General features: G+C 57.5%; 5 protein-coding genes and 2 pseudogenes. 4 read left to right on the plus strand and 3 right to left on the minus strand.

The features are described 5' to 3' along the window. Positions 1 to 71: 71 nt before the first annotated feature. The 3 genes and pseudogenes from FD715_RS18215 to FD715_RS18225 all read left to right on the plus strand — a co-directional run bounded on the left by FD715_RS18215 (position 72) and on the right by FD715_RS18225 (position 10047). A complete protein-coding gene (locus FD715_RS18215; RefSeq protein WP_147113279.1) occupies positions 72 to 7634 on the plus strand; it encodes a neuraminidase-like domain-containing protein in 7563 nt (2520 codons plus the stop codon). 901 nt (positions 7635 to 8535) lie between these two features. Continuing rightward, a pseudogene (locus FD715_RS18220) lies at positions 8536 to 9426 on the plus strand (DUF1403 family protein). Between the two features lie 3 nt (positions 9427 to 9429). After that, positions 9430 to 10047, plus strand: coding sequence for an SMC-Scp complex subunit ScpB (locus FD715_RS18225; protein WP_147113282.1), 618 nt, complete (start codon positions 9430 to 9432; stop codon positions 10045 to 10047). 62 nt (positions 10048 to 10109) lie between these two features. On the opposite strand, the pseudogene FD715_RS18230 reads toward FD715_RS18225, so the two are convergent. The 3 genes and pseudogenes from FD715_RS18230 to FD715_RS18240 all read right to left on the minus strand — a co-directional run. Continuing rightward, positions 10110 to 10622 (minus strand): annotated as a pseudogene (locus FD715_RS18230) (nucleotidyl transferase AbiEii/AbiGii toxin family protein); the annotation flags it as partial. Positions 10623 to 10909: 287 nt separating this feature from the next. After that, positions 10910 to 14065, minus strand: coding sequence for an efflux RND transporter permease subunit (locus FD715_RS18235; protein ID WP_147113288.1), 3156 nt, complete (start codon positions 14063 to 14065; stop codon positions 10910 to 10912). After that, positions 14065 to 15159 (minus strand): efflux RND transporter periplasmic adaptor subunit, encoded by a 1095-nt coding sequence (locus FD715_RS18240; RefSeq protein WP_147113291.1) that lies wholly within the window; start codon positions 15157 to 15159, stop codon positions 14065 to 14067. The genes FD715_RS18235 and FD715_RS18240 overlap by 1 nt, the downstream gene beginning before the upstream one ends. Positions 15160 to 15998: 839 nt before the next feature. On the opposite strand from FD715_RS18240, the gene FD715_RS18245 reads away from it, so the two are divergent. Then, a complete protein-coding gene (locus tag FD715_RS18245) occupies positions 15999 to 19130 on the plus strand; it encodes a calcium-binding protein (protein ID WP_147113295.1) in 3132 nt (1043 codons plus the stop codon). Positions 19131 to 19268: the final 138 nt, after the last annotated feature.

Here is a 19268-nt window from a genome sequence, read left to right on the forward strand (position 1 = left end):
TCCCGTTTTACGACGACCAACTCATGACGCCTGATCCTGGCGCATAGTTACAGAAATGTCGGAGACGAAAAATGACCAAATCCAACTTGCCTGTCAGCGCCAAAGGCACATCCGCTTTGATCACATCGACCGCCATTCTAGGCCAGTACACATCAAGCCGTCCACAGCGGGTCTCGATGAAGGTCGCGCATCGCCGCAATCTGCCCAAAAACCCCCGGCAGGTTTCTTACGCGGCGCTTGCAGAAGACCCGATTTACCGGCGCATCGCCAATGAGGCGTGTCCACAAGACCTCGCTGAGGCCATCACGCGATACGGGTTTGACAGCGCCGCCGATGTCGCGGCCTGCAAATCCGTTCCGGTGATGATGGCGCGGATTGCCCGCGCCGGGACGCGCGTTCAAACCGACGATACTGAAATGCGGCGGCTGCTCAGCCGGTCCCGGCGCGAGGCCCTGCGCAGCTACCGTCGGATGCGGCATGCATTGGCGATCAATGATCCGATGAACCAGGCGCTGCGCCATACGTCATCCGGGTCGCCGCATGGTGATACCGCCCGCAGCGCAGAGGTGCAGGCCTACGCGAAACCGACAAGCCTGCAATCCAACCAGTCGCCCGCTGCCTATCTTCGGTATCTCTACCGTGTTGCAACGGGCGATGCGCGTGGCCTTGGCATCTCGATGGACAAGGACAGCCCCTTTGCGCTGATCAACCGCCGCCCGGACCTTGCAGCACTTGTGCTGAACGAGGCCAATCTGAAGCGTGAGGTGCCGACCATTGAGCTGGTCAACGAGGTCCTGCGGGCCGGAATTTCGGACTTTGACATGGGCCGACACGAACAAACCGTTGCTTTGCCTTACGATCATAGGGTGACCGCGACGCGCACGGCCATGGCAGCGTTGGGCGACGCCAGGATCAACGACATTGCGGTCCGGACAAACCGTCTGGCCCTAAGCGCTTTCGCCGGTCATCGCTGGGCGCAGGATACGGCAGGGTTGATCGGAGTGCTGGGCGCGGAGGACACGACCGCAGCGGAGGGCAATACGCTGCGGCTGGTCTCGGAAATAGCTGACGATCACACGACCACTTCGAATACGTTCGGCGGGCTTTATCCGTCGACATCGTCGCAAGACCCCGGCCTGATAGATCCGCTTATGACAGTTCTTGGGCTTGATCATGATGGGATTGCCCAGCTTTTCGGGCTTTACGCCGTCGCACAAGAAAATGGCGCACCGGTGGAACAACGCGACTTTGCGACCGCGTTTCTGGGCAATGCCGAGCCGATCAAGCTGCGCATGACGCCCGACGGCAAGGCCGTCGGGTCAAGCAGCGGGCCGGTACTGCGCACCTTCAACTACCTCGCCCGGCTCCATCACGGCACAGGGCTTGCCTTTCATGATCTCAACACGGTGTTGGCGCTGCCGGGTGCTGCTGACTATGTTGACGGGCACCTGACCAGCAATCATCTGCCCAAACGCAGGGTGACCGATACCGGCCTGCGGCTCTTGGCGAGCTATCCGCTTTACAAAGAGGCGTTCAACCTGAGCCCTGCGGGCTTTACCGCATTGTTCGGTGAGATCAGCCCCTATCGGCGGGCCGATCAGATCATCGAAGGTGATAATGCAGTGCCGGGGCTTGAACAGACAGAACAGTCTTTCATGGCGTCGCTCTTTCACGATGACGCACCGCATCTGCATCGGTTGGTGACTGAGGGCAGCACGCCGATCAATGACGACGTGCTTGCAGCGCTCGTCGCCCGAGGGTTCGGTCTGTCGGCGCTGGAGTTTGAGGCGTTGGCGGACGCGCTGGATGATGGGTTTGGCCTGTCGAAAGGCGTCGATATGCGCGGACTGGGCGCCATTTATCGGCTGGTTACGCTCTGCCGGATGCTGGGCTGGCCGATCCTGTCGGGCATCGCGCTGATGCAGCGGATCAGCGACGGGCTTGGCGACGCACCGTCGCTCTGGGCGACACTGACCCGTCGCAACGAGACCGAGGCTGACACAGATGCGCTGTGCAGTGCCATGGACTGGCTGGTTGACCTCGCCCGTTGGATGACGGAGGGCGACGTGAGTGCGGATAGCTTGCTGTCCCTGTTGACACCGCCTGCGGCAAGCGGCGTGGCGGCACCGGATGCGGATATCGCGTGGTTTGAGGGGGTGGCAACAGCCTATGCACCCGTAGCGGTCAGAGCAGACACTTTTACCGGCTTTGAAACATGGGGCGATGCGTCCGTCTCTGCCAACGCATGGTTCGCGCATGTGAGCGGTGATGGTGCGATCTGCGATGTGGACGGCGTGTTCCTTGATGAAGCGACACGAGACGGGATCGAAGCCAGTTGCCGCGCCTGCCTTGTCAGCAATGGGATTGATCCCGATGTGGACGCGAACGCCGATGTGCTGGTGACGCTTGTGGACCGTCTGGGGACTTTGCGGGACCGACAGTTACAGATGATCGAAGCGCAGGTTGCGGGGATTGATGCTCGGATCAGCGCGGTCAGCGTGGTACCTCTCCTGCGCTGGGCGCAAACAGGACCCCTTGATTTACTGCGGATGGTTCATAAGGGGGCAGACGACAGCGAAGCCCGCCACTGGCTGACCGAAATCCGGCGTCATGTCGCGGTTGTCGCAACCTTTGAGCTTGGCGATGTCGAGATCGCGATGCTTGGGCACACGCCGCACTGGATTGCGCCTGAACTGTCAGACGCAAAGGGCGCGCCGCGGCCCTTGGACCTGGCTCAGCTTGTCTGGGTGCAGCGGTTTGCGATGTTGCAAGTTACGCCCGCCACCGATGCCGCCTTGCAAGGGTATCTGGCGCTGGCAAACGCGGATGACGCCGGGACCGACATGCCAGACCAGATGCGCGCGCAATGGGTGGCTGGCAGCCGGCAAACGCTTGCGCTTTTGTTGAACTGCCCGGCAGAGGACATGGCCGTGTATGCGGATGCTCTGATCGGACCAGGCGCGGTGGCAAGCACTGTCGCGCAGATCGACCTGATTGCGCAGCATGTTCGACTGGCAGGGGAACTGAACCTGAGCGCGCAGGACCTGTTGGCGCTCAAGCGGGTCAGCAGTAGTCAGCGTAGTGAAGACTGGACCGCTGCTGCAGCGGCGGCGCAGGCGGGGCTTGCGCGGTTTGACGATGGCAGCCACGTGGCGGGCTTCCGCCACCGTCTGGCAGAGCGGGAACGCGATGCCCTGGTTCCGGCGTTCATGCAGACCCGCATTGCAAAGGACAAACTCCTCAAAGACAGCGTGACCAACAGCGAACAACTGTATTCCTACCTGCTGCTGGATGTGAATGTCACCAGCGCTGTGCCCACAAGCCGCATCGTCGAAGCGATCAGCACGCTGCAGCTTTTCATATCTCGCGCACTGGCCGGGCTGGAACCTGGGGTCAGCTTTACCAATGCCGATGGCGCCGGCAACCGCGACCAGCTGGCCGCGCAATGGGAGCTCGACAAGGACTACCGGCAGTGGGAAGCCAACCAAAAGCTGATGCTCTATCCCCAGAACTACATCGAGCCCGAGTTGCGCCAGATCACCTCGCCCGAGTTCGACACGCTGCAACAGGCCGTATCGGGGAGCGACGTCACACAGGACGGCGTCGAAGCGGCCGTGAACGCGTATATGAAGGGGCTGGCCGGTGTGTGTGACCTGAGCCTGTGCAGCCTGCATACCGAGCGTCACCGGAGCGATGGCGGCGTCGAGAACGCCACCTATCACCTGCTGGCCAAGGCCAAGTGGGAGCCGGGGCGGTTTTATTACCGCAAGCTGGATGCCGATTATCAGACAATCGCCGATCTGCCCAAAGACAGCCCATTCCTGAAAGCGATGGACTGGACCTATTGGCAAGAGGTCGATGTGCCCACCACGTTTGACCTCTTCTCCGAGGTGACGGTCTGCTTCTTCAAGAACCGCTACTTCTTCTTCTGGCTTGAGTTGGAAGAACGGCGGGTGCCCGTGGAAGGCGGCGATACCCCCGGCGCGCATAAATCGCTTTGGCGGCTACACCCGCGCTATATGCGGTGCGATCTGAATGCGCTGTCAGGTCCGATGCTGACGCCGGGGCTGTTCGTGACGCCGTCCTCGGGCACGCCAAAGGAACTGTCGGTGGATGGCGCGTTTGAATGGATGGGTGAAAAACCCGTCCTGAACGGGACGTACCACCCAACCCGCGCCGAGAACGGGTTGGAATATGGCAAACTGCAAAGGATCAATCGCGCGGCCAGCAATGAGACGCTGATGGCCTCTTTCGGGATCACGCTTGCGCGCAACGTCAGCAAGGATGACGACAAGGTTGACCTGAAAACCCATGAGACGGCGCTGCACGTCCGGCTATCGGACGAATGGTCGGACGCTATCTTGGAATGGAACGGCACGTTGGTGACGACCTTCGATAATGCCGCCCCTGACGGCTACGCGAGTGTCTATCCCCGGCCCGTCGACGAATACAACGCCATTGCGGACCAAGGAACCACTTGGAGGGACTTTCCCGACCTCTCTCATTTCGTGGCTGATTTCAGGGGCAAGTCCGTGACTGCGAAAGCGCTGAACAAGGCGGGCTCGACCATCGGTTTCTTCTCTTTCTATCCGGGCGCCAAACATTCCGGCACATTGGGCAGGATCAAGTTGTGGCTTGCCACAGGGATTGAGGAGCTTCATATCAATGTGCCGCCCGGAGGGGGTTGGTCCTCAGGGCATTCGGCTTGGAGCAAAACGACCGTCGATTTCCTAGTCACCTTCACCACGAGTGAAGGGAAGAAATTCGAACAGCCCATCGAAGGTCTTGTCACCGAACGGAACCTGACCAGCACCGAAAGTGAACCCTTGCCTGGGCACGACTACATCCACGACTACCACAATTCTGTTGAACCCATTTTTGAGATCCCGCCCGGCTGGACCTTTGACGGCGCAGCCTATGCGCGCGTGAAAGTGACGGCTAAGATCAAGCGTGAGTATAAATCCAGAACGTTCTATTATCCAAACGCGTCCGGTGACAGCACCCGAGACGACCTCCACCCCGTTAATCCGAAGGTCCACAAGGCGGAGTTCACCTTTGCCGAGTTTACCCTGCGCCCGCCGGCGGGGAAGGACAACACCGGCTGGGTCCAGACCGGACAACACGGCAATCGCACGTTTTTGCACCTGGCTGAAAACCCGACGCGTGGTCTTGGCGAAACCTTTGTGCTGATGAATTCGTCGTCGGTGATGTCGGATCTGGCGAAGTCGATGCCGCGACCAGGCGGCTCTGAGAGCCTGTTCACCTTGGACAACCAATTTGCCCGTCCTGAGGATATGGGCGGGTTCCGGGATGCGTTTGAACAGACGCTGCGCCAGCTTTATTCCAGCGAAGACGACAAAGGCGGCGTGCCCGATGCGCATTGGCCAAGCGGAACCTTCGATTTTGACAGTGCTTATGGCGCCTATGGCTGGGAGGTTTTCTACCATATCCCGTCGGCCATTGCTGCGGGCTACGCCAACAGCGGGCAGTTTGGCCTGGCCCTTCAGTGGCTGCGGCGCATTTTTGACCCGCAGCGTGTCAATCCCTGGCAGGTGGCCCCCCTTATCGACGCGGTTGAACCGACGGACGGGCTCGCGTTTGACACGGGCGATGTTATCGTCGATCCCGACCGGATCGCGCGGGATTATCCGTTCTATTACCAACAAGCAACAATCCGGAACATGCTGGAAGTGCTGCTTGATTTCGGCGACGCTGAGTACGAACAGCAAACACAGGAGAGCCTGCAAAGGGCCAAGGCGCTTTACGTTTCTGCAAAGCAACTGTTTTCGGACAACCTGCCCGACACGCTGGACAGCCTGACCAACATACCCTGGACGGACCCGACTTTGGGCGAGGTTGCAAAAGACGATTGCGAGGATTTCTTGCCACCCTATAACGGTGAGCTGCGCGGGCTTTATGAAACATTCGAGGCTCGGCTGTTCAATTTGCGCCATTGGCTCGACTTGAACGGTCACCCGCTCAATGTGCCGCTTTTGGCGCAGCCGATTAATCCGCAGGTTCTGCAACGGACGGCGAAATCCCGTCTCAGCCTTGGCAGACACAGCGCCGGGGACGGCGACGCGTTCGATAGCCCGCTTAACTTCGGCTATGTCCTGCGCTCGGCAAAGGGGTATATCGCCAATCTCAAATCCACCAGCGCACGGCTTCAATCTGCCAGCGAGAAAGAGGCGGACTCGGTGTTGGAAGAGTACCGCATGAACGCCGCGGTCAATCGGGCGGGTCGCGCGATTGATCTGCAGGATTTCACGATCGACATTGCGGATATGGATGTAACGATAAAGCGGACCGCGCTGGCGAAGTCTTCGACCGCGCTGGCCAACAATGTCGTGCGCATGCTTGCCAAACAGGCAGAGGTCGGGGTTCAAACCACGAAAACGGCCGCTTCGACTGCAAAATGGGGTCGTGAGAAGATCAAGGTCGTGGGCAAGCAAATCTCGGCTGGGCTCAAGTCCACTCTGCCAAACACGTTTGGGTTTTCCAACGGCGGGCAGAACCTCGAACAGGCGGAACATGCCATGATGCTCGGCGGTGTTCTGGAGTTCCTCTATTTCTGGAACAAAAAGGACGACGCAAAGGCGTTGAGCAGCACGTTCACTGATGCGACCAATCTTTTGCGCAAGACGGCTGAGCTGGCGGCACAAGTGACGCTGGACGGTGAAGAGCTTGCCAAAGCCCGCAAGGTCGCCGCCAAGGAAAAGGAGGTGCGCGAGGAACTTGAGTTACAGCATGAGGGTGCACAGGGCCTGCTTGATACCTGGAACCACGTTTTCGGGGGGAGCTCTTTCTACAAGCCATTCCGCGAAGACATCGAAGCGCTTTATGCCGAGGAATGGGCAACCACCCAGGATTTCTGCAAATTGCTGGTGAGCCTCTACCAAGACGAGACGGGATCGACCAACGGCCCTACGTTCGTGCGTACAACCAGTCTTGGCAATGACGTCGAAAAGTTCAACGCGCCCCATCGCCTTGCCCTGGATATTGAACGCCTCGAGATGGCTTACATCCAGGCCGGCAAAGATAGGTCGGGCCAGATGACTGAACTTCGATTTGCGCTGAGCGAGTTGCCTGCAGTCGGGGCAGAGACTTCGGCCCTCGAAGAACTGACGAAGCAGGGCGAGGTCTACTTCCAGCTGACGGATGAAATGTTCGACGTCTTTTATCCGGGACAGTACGACCGCGTCATTCAGAGCATCAACGTCTGTTTCCCGGGTTTGGCGGCGGCAGGCCTCAGCCCGCATGCACGGCTGACGCAAGTCTCGAACACCCGCTTTATGGTGCCCGGACGCGATCCGGCGCGCGGGGCCAAAGTGCGCAAGAACCGTCATGCCTTGCAGAGCATTGTGGTTGGCGCATGCGAGGTCGACACGCGGGATCTTGATGCACCTGACGGGTTGTTGAAGCGGTTCCAGAACACAGGCGTCGAGTCGTGCTGGCATCTTGTTATGCCAACGGTTCAGGAGTTGCGAAGAGGCAAAGCAGCGAACGGCCGCAATCGTGACTGGCGCGCTGTCGCCGAGAAACACCACCACGCGCTCGAGTCAAACATGACCGAAGTGGACTTCACCGTACGGTTCTCGGGACGGTGGGTCGGTGCCGAAGGGTTGCAGTACTAGGGTCGGTTCCCCTAGAGTGACGGCGAGACCAGCGGGTGGAATTCCATGGTCTCGCCGCCTTTCATTTTGGCAAATGTCGAGAAGACGGTGCCCCGTTGTTTCGCTTCTCGGCAGTTCCCCTGCGATTGCTTTCAACGTCGAAACCTAGATCCAGAGTGATGCACGGGACCGCCGCTGACTAGTGCACAACGATTGGTGAATTCGGGCCCCATGTGAAGATGGCCTCGATAGATAGAATTTCTTTGGTTTCCGCAATCGCAATAAGTTTTACCTTGGCAGCTGTGAGGCATACGCGCGTTGTTCACAGCCTATATTCGCTCGAAGCAGGGGGGCGGATGGGCTGGCAAGGGCGTATCTTCCACTGTGTAGCTTCGCCTCAACGCAGCTAGACCTCAGGAGATTTTCAATGCTCGCACATGCAGGCAAAAGGGCGGCAACCGTGTCTGTCGCCCCCATGACGGCTTCGATTGTTTTTTATGTGTTTCGGTCACCTGACAATCCACGTTTGCACTTCATGTTCATGTTCATGTTCATGTTTTGATCGCGCAGTGTCACTTTTTGGTGTTGCACATTTCGCTTAGTTGTGTGCGATCCGCAACTTGTAGGAGCCTCGTGCGTGAGACTGTTTTGAACATCCAAGCCGCGAATTGCATCTTATCGCGGCCAACTCTTTGAAACTTGACGTCTGTTGTTTCGGCCGGACCTGCAGTGGCAGAAGCACACTAGTATTAGCCGCACTGAGATCGAGGCCAGTACACTGGTCACGTCTAACGAGTCAATGGAATGGATCTGATAAGCATCTGATAATGCCGGCTTATTGAGCGTAGAGGAGACCAACGAGGTGGAGCGGTTTGCACATCATATTTTAAACGAAAGCGCCGTCGTGGGATAATCTTTTGGCATGACATACCAGTCTGCGGCCACCCAGAACGAGCTAGTTAATCTACCGAACCTGCCCGCTTGGGTCACCTCCGATCAGTCAGAAACCCCTGAAGATGTGGCGTTTTTGTCGGACGCAGCGTTCGGCCATCTGCATCTTGTGTTGAGCCAGAACGATGTCCCCCAGAGCTTGTTTCGAGCGCGGCTGGCATTGCGCGCTGCAGGGGCCTGCGTGACGCACCAGGGACGCCCCGAACGGGCTTCAGAATCACGCGATGCGGTGGCGTTCCTCCAACTCGGCGATAGTCCAGAACCGGCGGGTGACATCTATCTTTCATGGCGTCGAGCGGTTGAGCGGCCGTTCTCGGTCGAAGTCCTGCACCGCGCACTTCCGGGGTTGGAGGCGGACCAAATCGCAACTTGGCTGGTTGCAGGGCAGGGGACGCCGGTCGCGCAGGCCGCAGCCGTGTTTCAAGCCGTGATCGATGAGCCTTCGCGAGACCATACCGCGCCGCTGCTGCTCGCGGATGCGGCATTGGCGAATGCCCTCGGGTGGAGCCATGTCCTGCCGCTCATCGCGTTGGATCTAAAGAGGACCGATCTGCGCAAGACTGGCGCAGACCTGCAACTGGCCTGACATCGAGCGATCGTGGCTGCAGCCGTCGAGGTGACGCGGGAGGCCACTGACTTTGCCCGGCGCGTGTGCAGCCTGAAAGAGGTTGCGCCAAAGCTTCGGGCGAAGGGAGCTGAGGAAGCGGTGGCGCTGTTCTTGAACCGGGACGCTGTTGCCCCGACGTCGCTCACCTCGCTCCGGTCCGATCGCGCCGCGCGTCGGTTCTGCGACCGGCTTATCGAGCTCGGCGCGGTGCGCGAACTGACCGGGCGCGACACGTTCCGGCTTTACGGGATCTGAGCAATGGCGAAGGATCACGCTGACCAAGAACTCGATCGGGAGCTGGAGGAACTGCCCACCGATCTGCGCTGGCGGGAATGGACGCGCCGGATCGAGGCCGTGCTCTTTGCCACCGCCTCGCCCGTGACGCGCGAGGACCTGGCCCACGTGGTGGGGCAGGAAGCTTCGGTCAATTTGTTAATCGACGATCTGGTTGCCGATCTTGAAGGAAGGTCTTTTGAAGTCGCCAAAGTCGCGGGTGGCTGGATGATGCGCACGCGATCGGCTTATGCACCGGCCTTCAAAGCTGCGGCGGATTTGGGAAACCAAGACCTCGACCTACGCGAATACGATGTCGCGGTGCTGGCAGCTATTGCTTGCCACCAGCCAATTACGCGCGATGGGCTCAACGACATCTTCGGCAAGGAGATCAGCCGCGACCTGATCGGGCGGTTGCATGATCGCGATTTGATCGGCACTGGACCCCGATCCCCACGGCGCGAGGCCCGCTACACTTATGTGACAACCGAAAAGTTCCTTGCGGCGTTTCATCTGGAGGCTCTCCAGGACCTGCCGGACCGGGAGGAGTTGGAAGATGCAGGGGTAAAAAGTTGTGCGGAGCCTCGAGTCGAGAGGATCTAGCAACGGTTTAAATGCGAAGCACTTTCAATTGGTCGGGCGTTGAATAGCAATCGGTCGAAGTGTCAGCCGAGGAGTTTCTCCAGCTCTTCCCTCTGCTTGGCGTGTTTTCTTGGATTGTCCCTGATCAGTCGCTTCAGGTTGAGAAGCTTCCAACGCACGGCGGGAAGCTCGGAAGCCTGTGGTCGATTGATGGCAGAGAAGTCCGGGGTGCCATCCTGCAAGCTTAGCGGGAACTGTTTAGTGCTTTCGTCGAAACGGGATTGAGCGTCCGCGATCAGCTGGCTGTGTGTCATCAGGAGGCCATCAAGTTCGACAGGTGATTTGGTCATGCCTTCGAACTGACGGATGTAGGGTTGGTTGAGATATATGAAATTGGGGTTCAACAGCTCATGTGCAGGACGTGATGAACAAGCGACGTGGATCAAGAAGGTCCTGAACAGATCTTCCGTCAGGCCTTCGTGCTCGTAGAGCAGCTTCACATCGTAAAGATCGCGTGGATGCTGGCGATGGACTGCGGCATGTAGCTTGCTGCCGAACAGGTCTTCGAACGACACAATTTGAATTTCTGCATAGCCACGCCAGCCGTCGCTACGGTGCCGCCCATCAGAGCCGCTATGCGCTGTGCTCTAAGAAACGGCAAAGCGGCCAACTGACCGCGTGGACTAGGCTGCAGGTCGCTTGGTCCTCAGCAATTTCATTTTTTATGTGCTTAAACCACTACGTTCGGGTGCGCGACGCTTGATCAAAACATCTGGTACATCGCGCCGGTATGCGGTGCTTGGGCCACGAGCGCAGAGCCTGCGCAACAGCGCGATACGGCCCTCCTTTCGTTTCCCGCATCATAAACGCAGAACAACCCGTTTTAGGCCGGCTTGTGGGCCGTGTCGGGCACGGTACCCGGTGCTTCGGTGAGGCAGAGCCGCAGGAGGGGTGGCACCGTGAGCAGCGTCAGGAAAGCTGACATGCTGAGACCACCCACCACCACTGCGCCCAACCCACGGTAAAGCTCGGACCCGGCGCCAGGGAAGAGGATCAGTGGCAACATCCCCATGACGGAGGTCATGGTGGACATGAAGATCGGGCGGATACGGTTGCGGGTCGCTTCCTCAATTGCGTCGATGGGGCTCATGCGGTCGGTGCGCAGGTGAAACAGTGCTTGGTGCACAATCAGGATAGCGTTGTTCACTACGATCCCTACGAGGATGACGAAGCCCAATAGGGTCAGCATATCCATCGGCTGTGTCTGGTAGAGGTTGAGCAGCGCAAGTCCGCCAACGCCACCCGCTGCAGCTACCGGAACAGCGATCAGTATGACGAGCGGCAGCACAAAGCTCTCAAACAGGATCGCCATGACAAGAAACACGATGATCAGCGCAACCACGAGGTTGATCTGGATCGCGTTCCAGGTCTGGCTCAACTGGTCAGCAGTGCCCGTGACACTGAGGCGGATGTCGCTCGGCAGGCCCTGTGTCTCAAGCACGTCGACCACCTCGGTCTGTAAGAGTTCCACGGCGGCTTCCAGCGGCAGCGCGTCGGACGGGCGGACCTCCAGCGTGACAGTGCGCAGACGGTCGCGGTGCCTTATCTCGGTTGGACCGGCTGTGAGGAGTACTTCCGACAGGGCCGAAACGGGCACGATCTGGCCGCCGGGCGTCACCACCGGATAGTTGCCGACGTCTTGGGTGCGAAGCGCCTGTTGCACGTTACTGTCGCCCTTCAGGACCAGGTTGATGCGCTCAGCCCCCACCGTGATCTCAGCCACGCGAAGCCCGTCATTGAAGGCATCCACGGTTGCGGCAAGGGCAGAACTGTCGAGCCCGGCATCGGCCAGACGCTGGCGGTCCGGGATTAGTCGTACTTCGGGCGCGCCCAGTTCCAGGCCAGGAATGGGGCGGAACTGATGCCCTTCGGATCGGGGCAAAAGCCCGCTGACCAGGCCTGCGGCCTGGCCTGCGACGGCGAGGATTTCGTTCAGGTCCTGACCGGATACGTTCAACTCGATCGTGCGTCCCCCGCCAACGCCGCGCCCAAAGAGCGAGGGCTGCGTCATGAAGCCGAAGGTGCCGGGTTCCGCGAAAATGGGCTGCGACAGGACCGGGATGAGCTCCGCCGCGCGCTGCCCGTCGGTGGCGGCGGCTCCGACGAAGCTGTTGCCGGGTGTGGCCACGAAGAAGAAGTTGTCGATCGTAGGGGGGCCATCGAGGTCGGTTTCCGGGCGCGCTTGCCAGAGGGGCTCTGCCACCCGCTCAATGCGCTCTGCGATGGTTTGTGTCGTATCGAGGTTGTAGCCTGGCGGCGGGATGATCAGGCCAAAGACAAGGTTGCGGTTCCCCTCGGGCAGGTATTCAAGGCGCGGCAGGAAGGCGATGCTGGCCACCGCAGCACCTCCTGCGATCAAGCCGACCATCATCAGCCCCAGCACGCGACTGCGCACCGTCCAGCGGACATAGACCATGACCAGCCATTTGAACGCGCTGCCGAAATGGTCGATTCCGGGCAGGCGGATTGGGCGCTGGTCCTTTTCGCTTAGCAAGCGCGACGCCAATGCCGGGATTACGGTAACGGCGACAATGAGGCTGAGAAGAACCGAGACCGAGATCGCGACGGCGATGTCGCGGAACAGCTGGCCTGCTTCAAGCTGCATGATCAAAATGGGGATGAACACCAGCACCGTTGTCAGTGCCGAAACGAGGATTGCGCCCCAGACCTGTTTTGCGCCTTCGTAGGCTGCCTCGCGTCGGGACTTGCCCGCCTCACGAAGACGGAAGATGTTTTCCAACACCACGATGGCCGCGTCCACGATCATGCCTACAGCAAAGGCGATGCCTGCCAGGCTGATGACATTTAGTGTGCGCCCCGTGAGAGCCATGACAACAAAGGTGGCCACAATGCTCACAGGGATGGACAGCGACACCACCAGCGTCGCGCGGGGGGAGCGGAGGAAGAGCATCAGCACAAAAGCCGCAAGCAGGCCGCCGAAGTAGATGTTCTGCGTTACAAGGTCGATGGCACCGTCGATGTAGATCGTCTCGTCATAGACCTGTTCCATCACTAGGTCGGCATTTGCGACCGGCCCCGCGCTAAGTTCAGCAAGGGTCTCGCGCACATCCTCCATCGTGGAGATGACGTTGGCTCCCGCCTCCCGCACGATGTTGAAGGCAAGGCCCGGTTCTCCCCGGAAACGGAGGCGCGACGTGGGGTCGGAATATGCAAAGGCAACCTGAGCAACATCCGAGACACGTACCTGCCCGATGCCGCCGTTGGCCGCACCCGAGCGCAGAACAACGTCGCGAATGGCATCTTCGGTGTTGAGGTTGCCTTCGGTCCGCACAACGTAACGGCGCTTGCCCTCGTCGAGGTCCCCCGCGGAAATCGAGATGTTTTCCGCGCGCAAGGTCTGCACAACCTCGGGCACCGTAAGGTTGAAACGCGACAGGCGCAGGGGGTCCACTATGATCTGTAATTCGCGGGTGACGCCGCCAAAAAGGTTCACCGCCGAAACACCCTCGATCCGTTCGACGCGATCTTGCACGGTGTCCTCGATGAAGTCGCGATAGGTGGCCATGTCGCGCGTGTTGCCCTCGGCTGCGGTCAGGACGACCCAGGCGATGGGGCTGTCGTCTGAACCGGACGTGTTGAGCGTCGGTTCGTCGGCCTCATCCGGGTAGCCGCTGACCCGGTCTAGCCGGTTCGAGACCAGCAAAAGAATATCGCCCATGTCGCTGCCGACGGCGAATTCCAATGTCACTTCGGCCTCACCGGTCTGAGAGCGTGAGGTCATCACCTCTAGCCCTTCGAGCCCGCGCAGCGCCTCTTCCTGAAGGTTCACGATCTCGCGCTCGATTTCCGAGGGCGCGGCCCCTGGCCAGGTGGTTTCCACGACCACGATGGGTTTGCGCACGTCAGGCGCCAGTTGCACCGGGATGCGCGTCAGGGACAGAACACCGAAGAGAACAGCGATGAGAACGGTGGCAACGACGGCGATGGGCCGGTCAATTGCGTATCGGATCGCGTCCATCAATTCACCTCTGTCGGGCTGATGTCCTGGCCTGGGCGCAGGCGTTCGTTGCCGCGCACCACAACCTGATCACCGGGCGCAAGGCCTGTCAGCACCTCGTACCGGTCACCTGAGGGTGCGCCTATGAGCACCGTGCGGGGTTCGGCCTTGCCGTCATTTGCCACGAAAACTGTCCAGCCACCACGCGCCTGCACCAGCGCGTCTTTGGGCACGGTCAGGGCCTCGCGTTCGACGCCCACTGGCACATCCACCGTCAAAGACTGACCCACGGCGATGTTAGGCAGCGCGTCAATTCCCTCCGCCGCGAAACGTACGGCACGGGTGCGGGTGGTAGCGGATTCCACGGGCAGAATTGCCCTGAGCACGAGGGAAACGGTAGTGCCTGTTTCAAAGGTGCCCTGCATCGACTGGCCTGGCCGCAGGTCAGTAACGTAACGCGCAGGAATGCTCGCTTCGACCTCAAACGACCGGGTGTCCAGCAGGCGCACCACGGGCGTGCCTGCCTGGATGAAGGCACCGGGTATCGTTTCCACGTCAAGCACAACGCCCGCGAACGGCGCGCGAACAAGGCTTTGGGTCAATTGGTATTCAGCTTCTTCCAACCGCGCGCGCCCCGTTTCCAGCCGGGCCTGTGCTTCGGCCAGTTGAGTGCGGGACACTTGCAGATCGGCCTGTGCATCGTCAAAGCGGCCTTGCGAAAACGAAGCCGAGTTGCGCAGCGCGTCTACACGACGGAAGTTGGTCTGAGCACTGTCGACGCGGACACGACCCGTCTCCACACTTGCTTCTGCCTCGGCGATCTGGGCCTTGGCTTGTGAAACTCGGATGGCAAGCAGATCGCGGTTGAGTTCGACGAGGATGTCACCCTGTTCCACGCTGTTGCCCGCCAGAACGTTGACGGTTTCCACGCTGCCCGCGACACGGCTGGCCACGGCGCCATCCCGCGCGGTTACGATCTCGGCAAAGACGGGCACGGTTTCAGACATGAGCCGCATCGCCACCTCCTGCACGCCGACAGCAGCGGGACGGCCCTGGGCTAAGGCGATCAAGGGTGTGGCGAGGACGAGGGTGGCTGCGATGAGGAAGCGGCGCATTGCGATCTCCGGGCTGGCTGCGAAAGAAAATAGCTCCGATGCTGCAAATGCAATGTTGGCTTGCCGCAGGGCTGCTGTGCGTTGACGTAGGTGTGAACGTAATACTTGCACTGCGCGAGCCGATCTGCCGAGTTCTGCAAATCGACCCATCCACCTTTTACAAACGCCTTGCTACAAAACGCGATCCTGACCGGGCATCTGATCGCACCACGCGGGATGCGTATCTGTGAAAGAAGATGAAAGAAGCACCAATCAGTCTATGGAGCACGCAAGCTGTAGCACGTGATGAAGCGCGAAAGCATTGATGTCGCCCGCTGCACCGTGAAGCGACTGATGCGGCACATTAGCATTCAAGGCGTCACGCCAATCAAAGCGGAGGAACAATAGGAAAAAGCTTGGAAGTCAGATAAAATCGAAGGTTGAAATACGAACTCAAACTTTCTCCGGCAAGGCCGGCGCGGTTCACAGTTCAGTAGTTCTTCCGTTTCATCATCTCTGATCTTGTCTTCTTCGCAGATCAGCAGACAACAAGTCGTAGCTTGCATCAGTGCCCGAATTTTGGGGGGCAATTCACAGGTACGCTACTACATGGCGGCGGAAAGGATAGAAACACACTATGTGAATGGTGGTAAACGACGAAAGACCTCATACAGAATTAAGACTGTACGGATTTATTTTATTAAAGTGAGTTTAACGCGACGAAAACTATACATCTAAAATTTTTCACGCACTCCTAAATAACGCCAGAATCCAACCCACATTGAAATACGCTTCTCTGCAAAGATAGCGGTGACGCCAGAAACAGCCTGGCACCGGTATCCCAAAGAGGCTCAGCAGAAATGACCAAAGCGACGGTAGGCAGAGGACCACAGGACACTTCCAAGCTTGACGGTGGCGTCAAATTTTCACCAAAAGACAGGGTACACCAAGACAGCTATGGTTTGCGCAATTGTGAGCTTGAGTTTCAAGATGGATGGCCAATCATCCTATGGAATGATGTAGTCTTAAATCTTCTTGGCACCTTTGAACCGTTAAGTGTTCAATCCGTTGACCTAATTAGCTCGAACGATTTTCTTCAGGCCGGTTTTAGTGATGTTCCGGAAGCGGAATCTGTCGTTGAAATGGATATGCTCTATACCAGTATGGATTTTGCGTTCTTGACAGCCTCCGATAACTCGTTTCAATCGACAAATGAGCAAGTTTCGCAAGCCTCGTTCGAATTTGCAGATAGCCCAGGGGCCTCACGATCACTTGCCGACGAGGCTACAGACGCGCCCCAATACTTAATTGGAAACATGGCAGCCACAGACACTGCCGCTACATATGGTTCAAACCTGCACATATCGGCGACGACTACAGTAAGGTCCCTAAGTACATCGGCCGTGGATGGTACAAGTGAGCCTCAAGATATCAACGGTGGAGTCGAAAAAAGTGTTTTCGATCTTAGTCCAGCCGAGGACACTACGGTTGTTTCTAGGCGAGACATGTCCCTTCTGGAGATTAACGACTACAACCTTCACGTATCTGAAAAACACTTTGGAGGAAACGTCCTTTACACGCGCAATACAGTCGACGGTACTCCATCTGATGATTTTCTCGATGCTGTGGACTACTTGGATATTACTTATCAGCGTTATCCTGCCGGGCAACCAGATGTGGCATACATTGACGGTGTGATTGTAGACGGCTACTTGCCGGATAACTTGGTTAATTTTCTTACCGCTGCTAGAGAGCAAGGCTTCAAAGTTCTAGTCGTAACACCCACTCATGCCGCATACACAAACGCTGAAGACGTTGGACGTTTTGCGGAGTTGATTGCTCGAGATTTCGGTGACGTATTACATGCATTCGAAATTGGGAATGAATATTGGAATCACCAAACAGAAACATCCTATGGGCAGGTGGCGAACGATTCAGTTCTCGCGATTGCAGATGCTCTCGACGGCCTTGGTGTTGACTATCCAATATGGGTTCAAATGGGAGACGCCGGTGGCTGGGAGAGCGAGTTTCACACACGAAATGATGACCGTGGTTGGCTGACCCGCACGATTGAGGCAAATAATACTGTTATAAAACAGATTTCAGACGAGGCGTTTAAAAAGATAGACGGTGTTGTTGAACACTTTTACCTTCGAGATGGTGGCGGCCAATTCATTCAAGTGGATAATCTCAATGACCAAATGATCTCGTTGGATTTTGCAATTTGGCAAAACTACCTGAACGAAGACGCAACTCTAAACATCACAGAATGGAACATCAGAACATCGAACCTCGACCAACTAGGTATCCGGGCGGCTTCGAGTCTCATCGCCCATTTCACGCATATTGTGGAGCTGGGTGCTGATGAAGCATATCTATGGCCACCTCATCTTAATACTTCCAGCGACCTCGCCGGGTCTGGAGAGGTCATCGTAGATACAGAGACCGGTATTGTGATCAACAGCGTTGGCGGAGCTGTGTTCGACCTGATGTCGTCCAGCTTACCTGGATTGGAGTACCTTTCTTCAGCAACTTCCAGTTCATCTTCACGCGTGCTTCACCACCTGTATGGAAGTGATGAAAAGGTTGTTGTTTACCTATCGTCGCGCTCTGAATTTATCGAAGAAGTATCATACTCTTTAGGAGGTCTTTTCGAAGGCTTTTCCCTGACATCGGCGATAAAGATCGGCTACGATCACTCCACGTCAGACGGGCGTCATTTCAACTACCGAACACGCTCGTGGGATGAGAGCAAAAAGATCACGGTAAACGGACAAGACTATGTCATCAACGAACATGACGTTAGAGCCTCTGTCGAAGTCCTAAACCACACACAGGTTGAGGTTGACGGCAAATTCACGGTTGAACTCTTGCCGTATCAAGTCGTGGAGCTCGCGTTCACGCTGCCAAGCTACAACGAGATACTCGGAACGGCTCAGATTGACGTTATTGAAGGGACATCATCCGATGATTTAGTTAACCTGTTTGGGGGTAATGATAGCGTCACAACAGGAGGAGGCGCAGACACGATTTACGGAGGTAATGGCGCAGACTTCTTGAATTCCGGTAGCGGTTCCGACTCTGTTTTTGGCGGCAAAGGGAACGATTCACTGCGCGGTTGGGGCGGTAACGACTCTCTTTATGGAGGTGATGGACATGACAATATCCAAGGATCATTCGGTAAAGACTCCTTGGAGGGAGGGTCAGGAGACGATTTTCTCGATGGCGGGCAGTGGCACGATACCCTCGACGGAGGCGACGGCAACGATACACTCATTGGTGGAGACGGCAACGACGTCCTACGAGGCGGCGATGGAAGAAATGAGCTGAACGGGAATGCTGGAAATGACGTAATTTTTGTGACGTCAGGCGTGGATACAGTATTCGGTGGCAGCGGAGACGATACTCTTTCTCTTGCAGAATTCAATGAGGGCGTCACTATATGGACAAGACAAGAGATAGTTGAAACTGATCGGGGTAAAGTCGTTTTCTCCGGCGTCGAAAGTTTGGTAGGAACGTCACATGCAGATCGATTTATAATTACTTCAAACAATATGGACCTTGATGGTGGCGAAGGCAATGACGTTTTTCAAATCATCGGTGGGGAGCGTTTGAGGGTTTCCAGTGGTTTCGGCAACGATTTAATTCATATCTATGGCGGCAGTCAAATCGAGATCCACGCTGGTGTCGGCGACGATACAATCATTTCTCATAATGCTGGCGGTGATTTCTGGGGTGGAGTGGGAGCTGACGAAATTACTTTGAGAAACGAAACAAGGGATCGCGTCTACTTTTCGAAAGACGATGGTGCCGATTCGGTTTTCGGCTTTAACAGCGCACAGGATGAGTTGATCATCGACGCAGCTTTGAGTTCTCAGGTAGACGTCACCGTCAAAGGGGATGGAACTGTCCTAGATTTTAGTGGCGGTGATAAAATCGTGTTGTATGGGGTTTTTGACTTTTTGCAGTCTGAGGACTTAATCTTTGTTTGAAAAACATCTGAAGTTAAGGCTCAAGACGCATAGCTGATAGATTACTACAGCGGTTAGAGCGATTGCTGAGAGGAAGACTTGAGGAGGCCTGTCTTAGCGGGTCGCTATACGGTGCCCGTCTTCTAGGGTCAGGACCCA

This window comes from Tateyamaria sp. syn59, from assembly GCF_007995245.1.
Lineage (GTDB): Bacteria > Pseudomonadota > Alphaproteobacteria > Rhodobacterales > Rhodobacteraceae > Tateyamaria.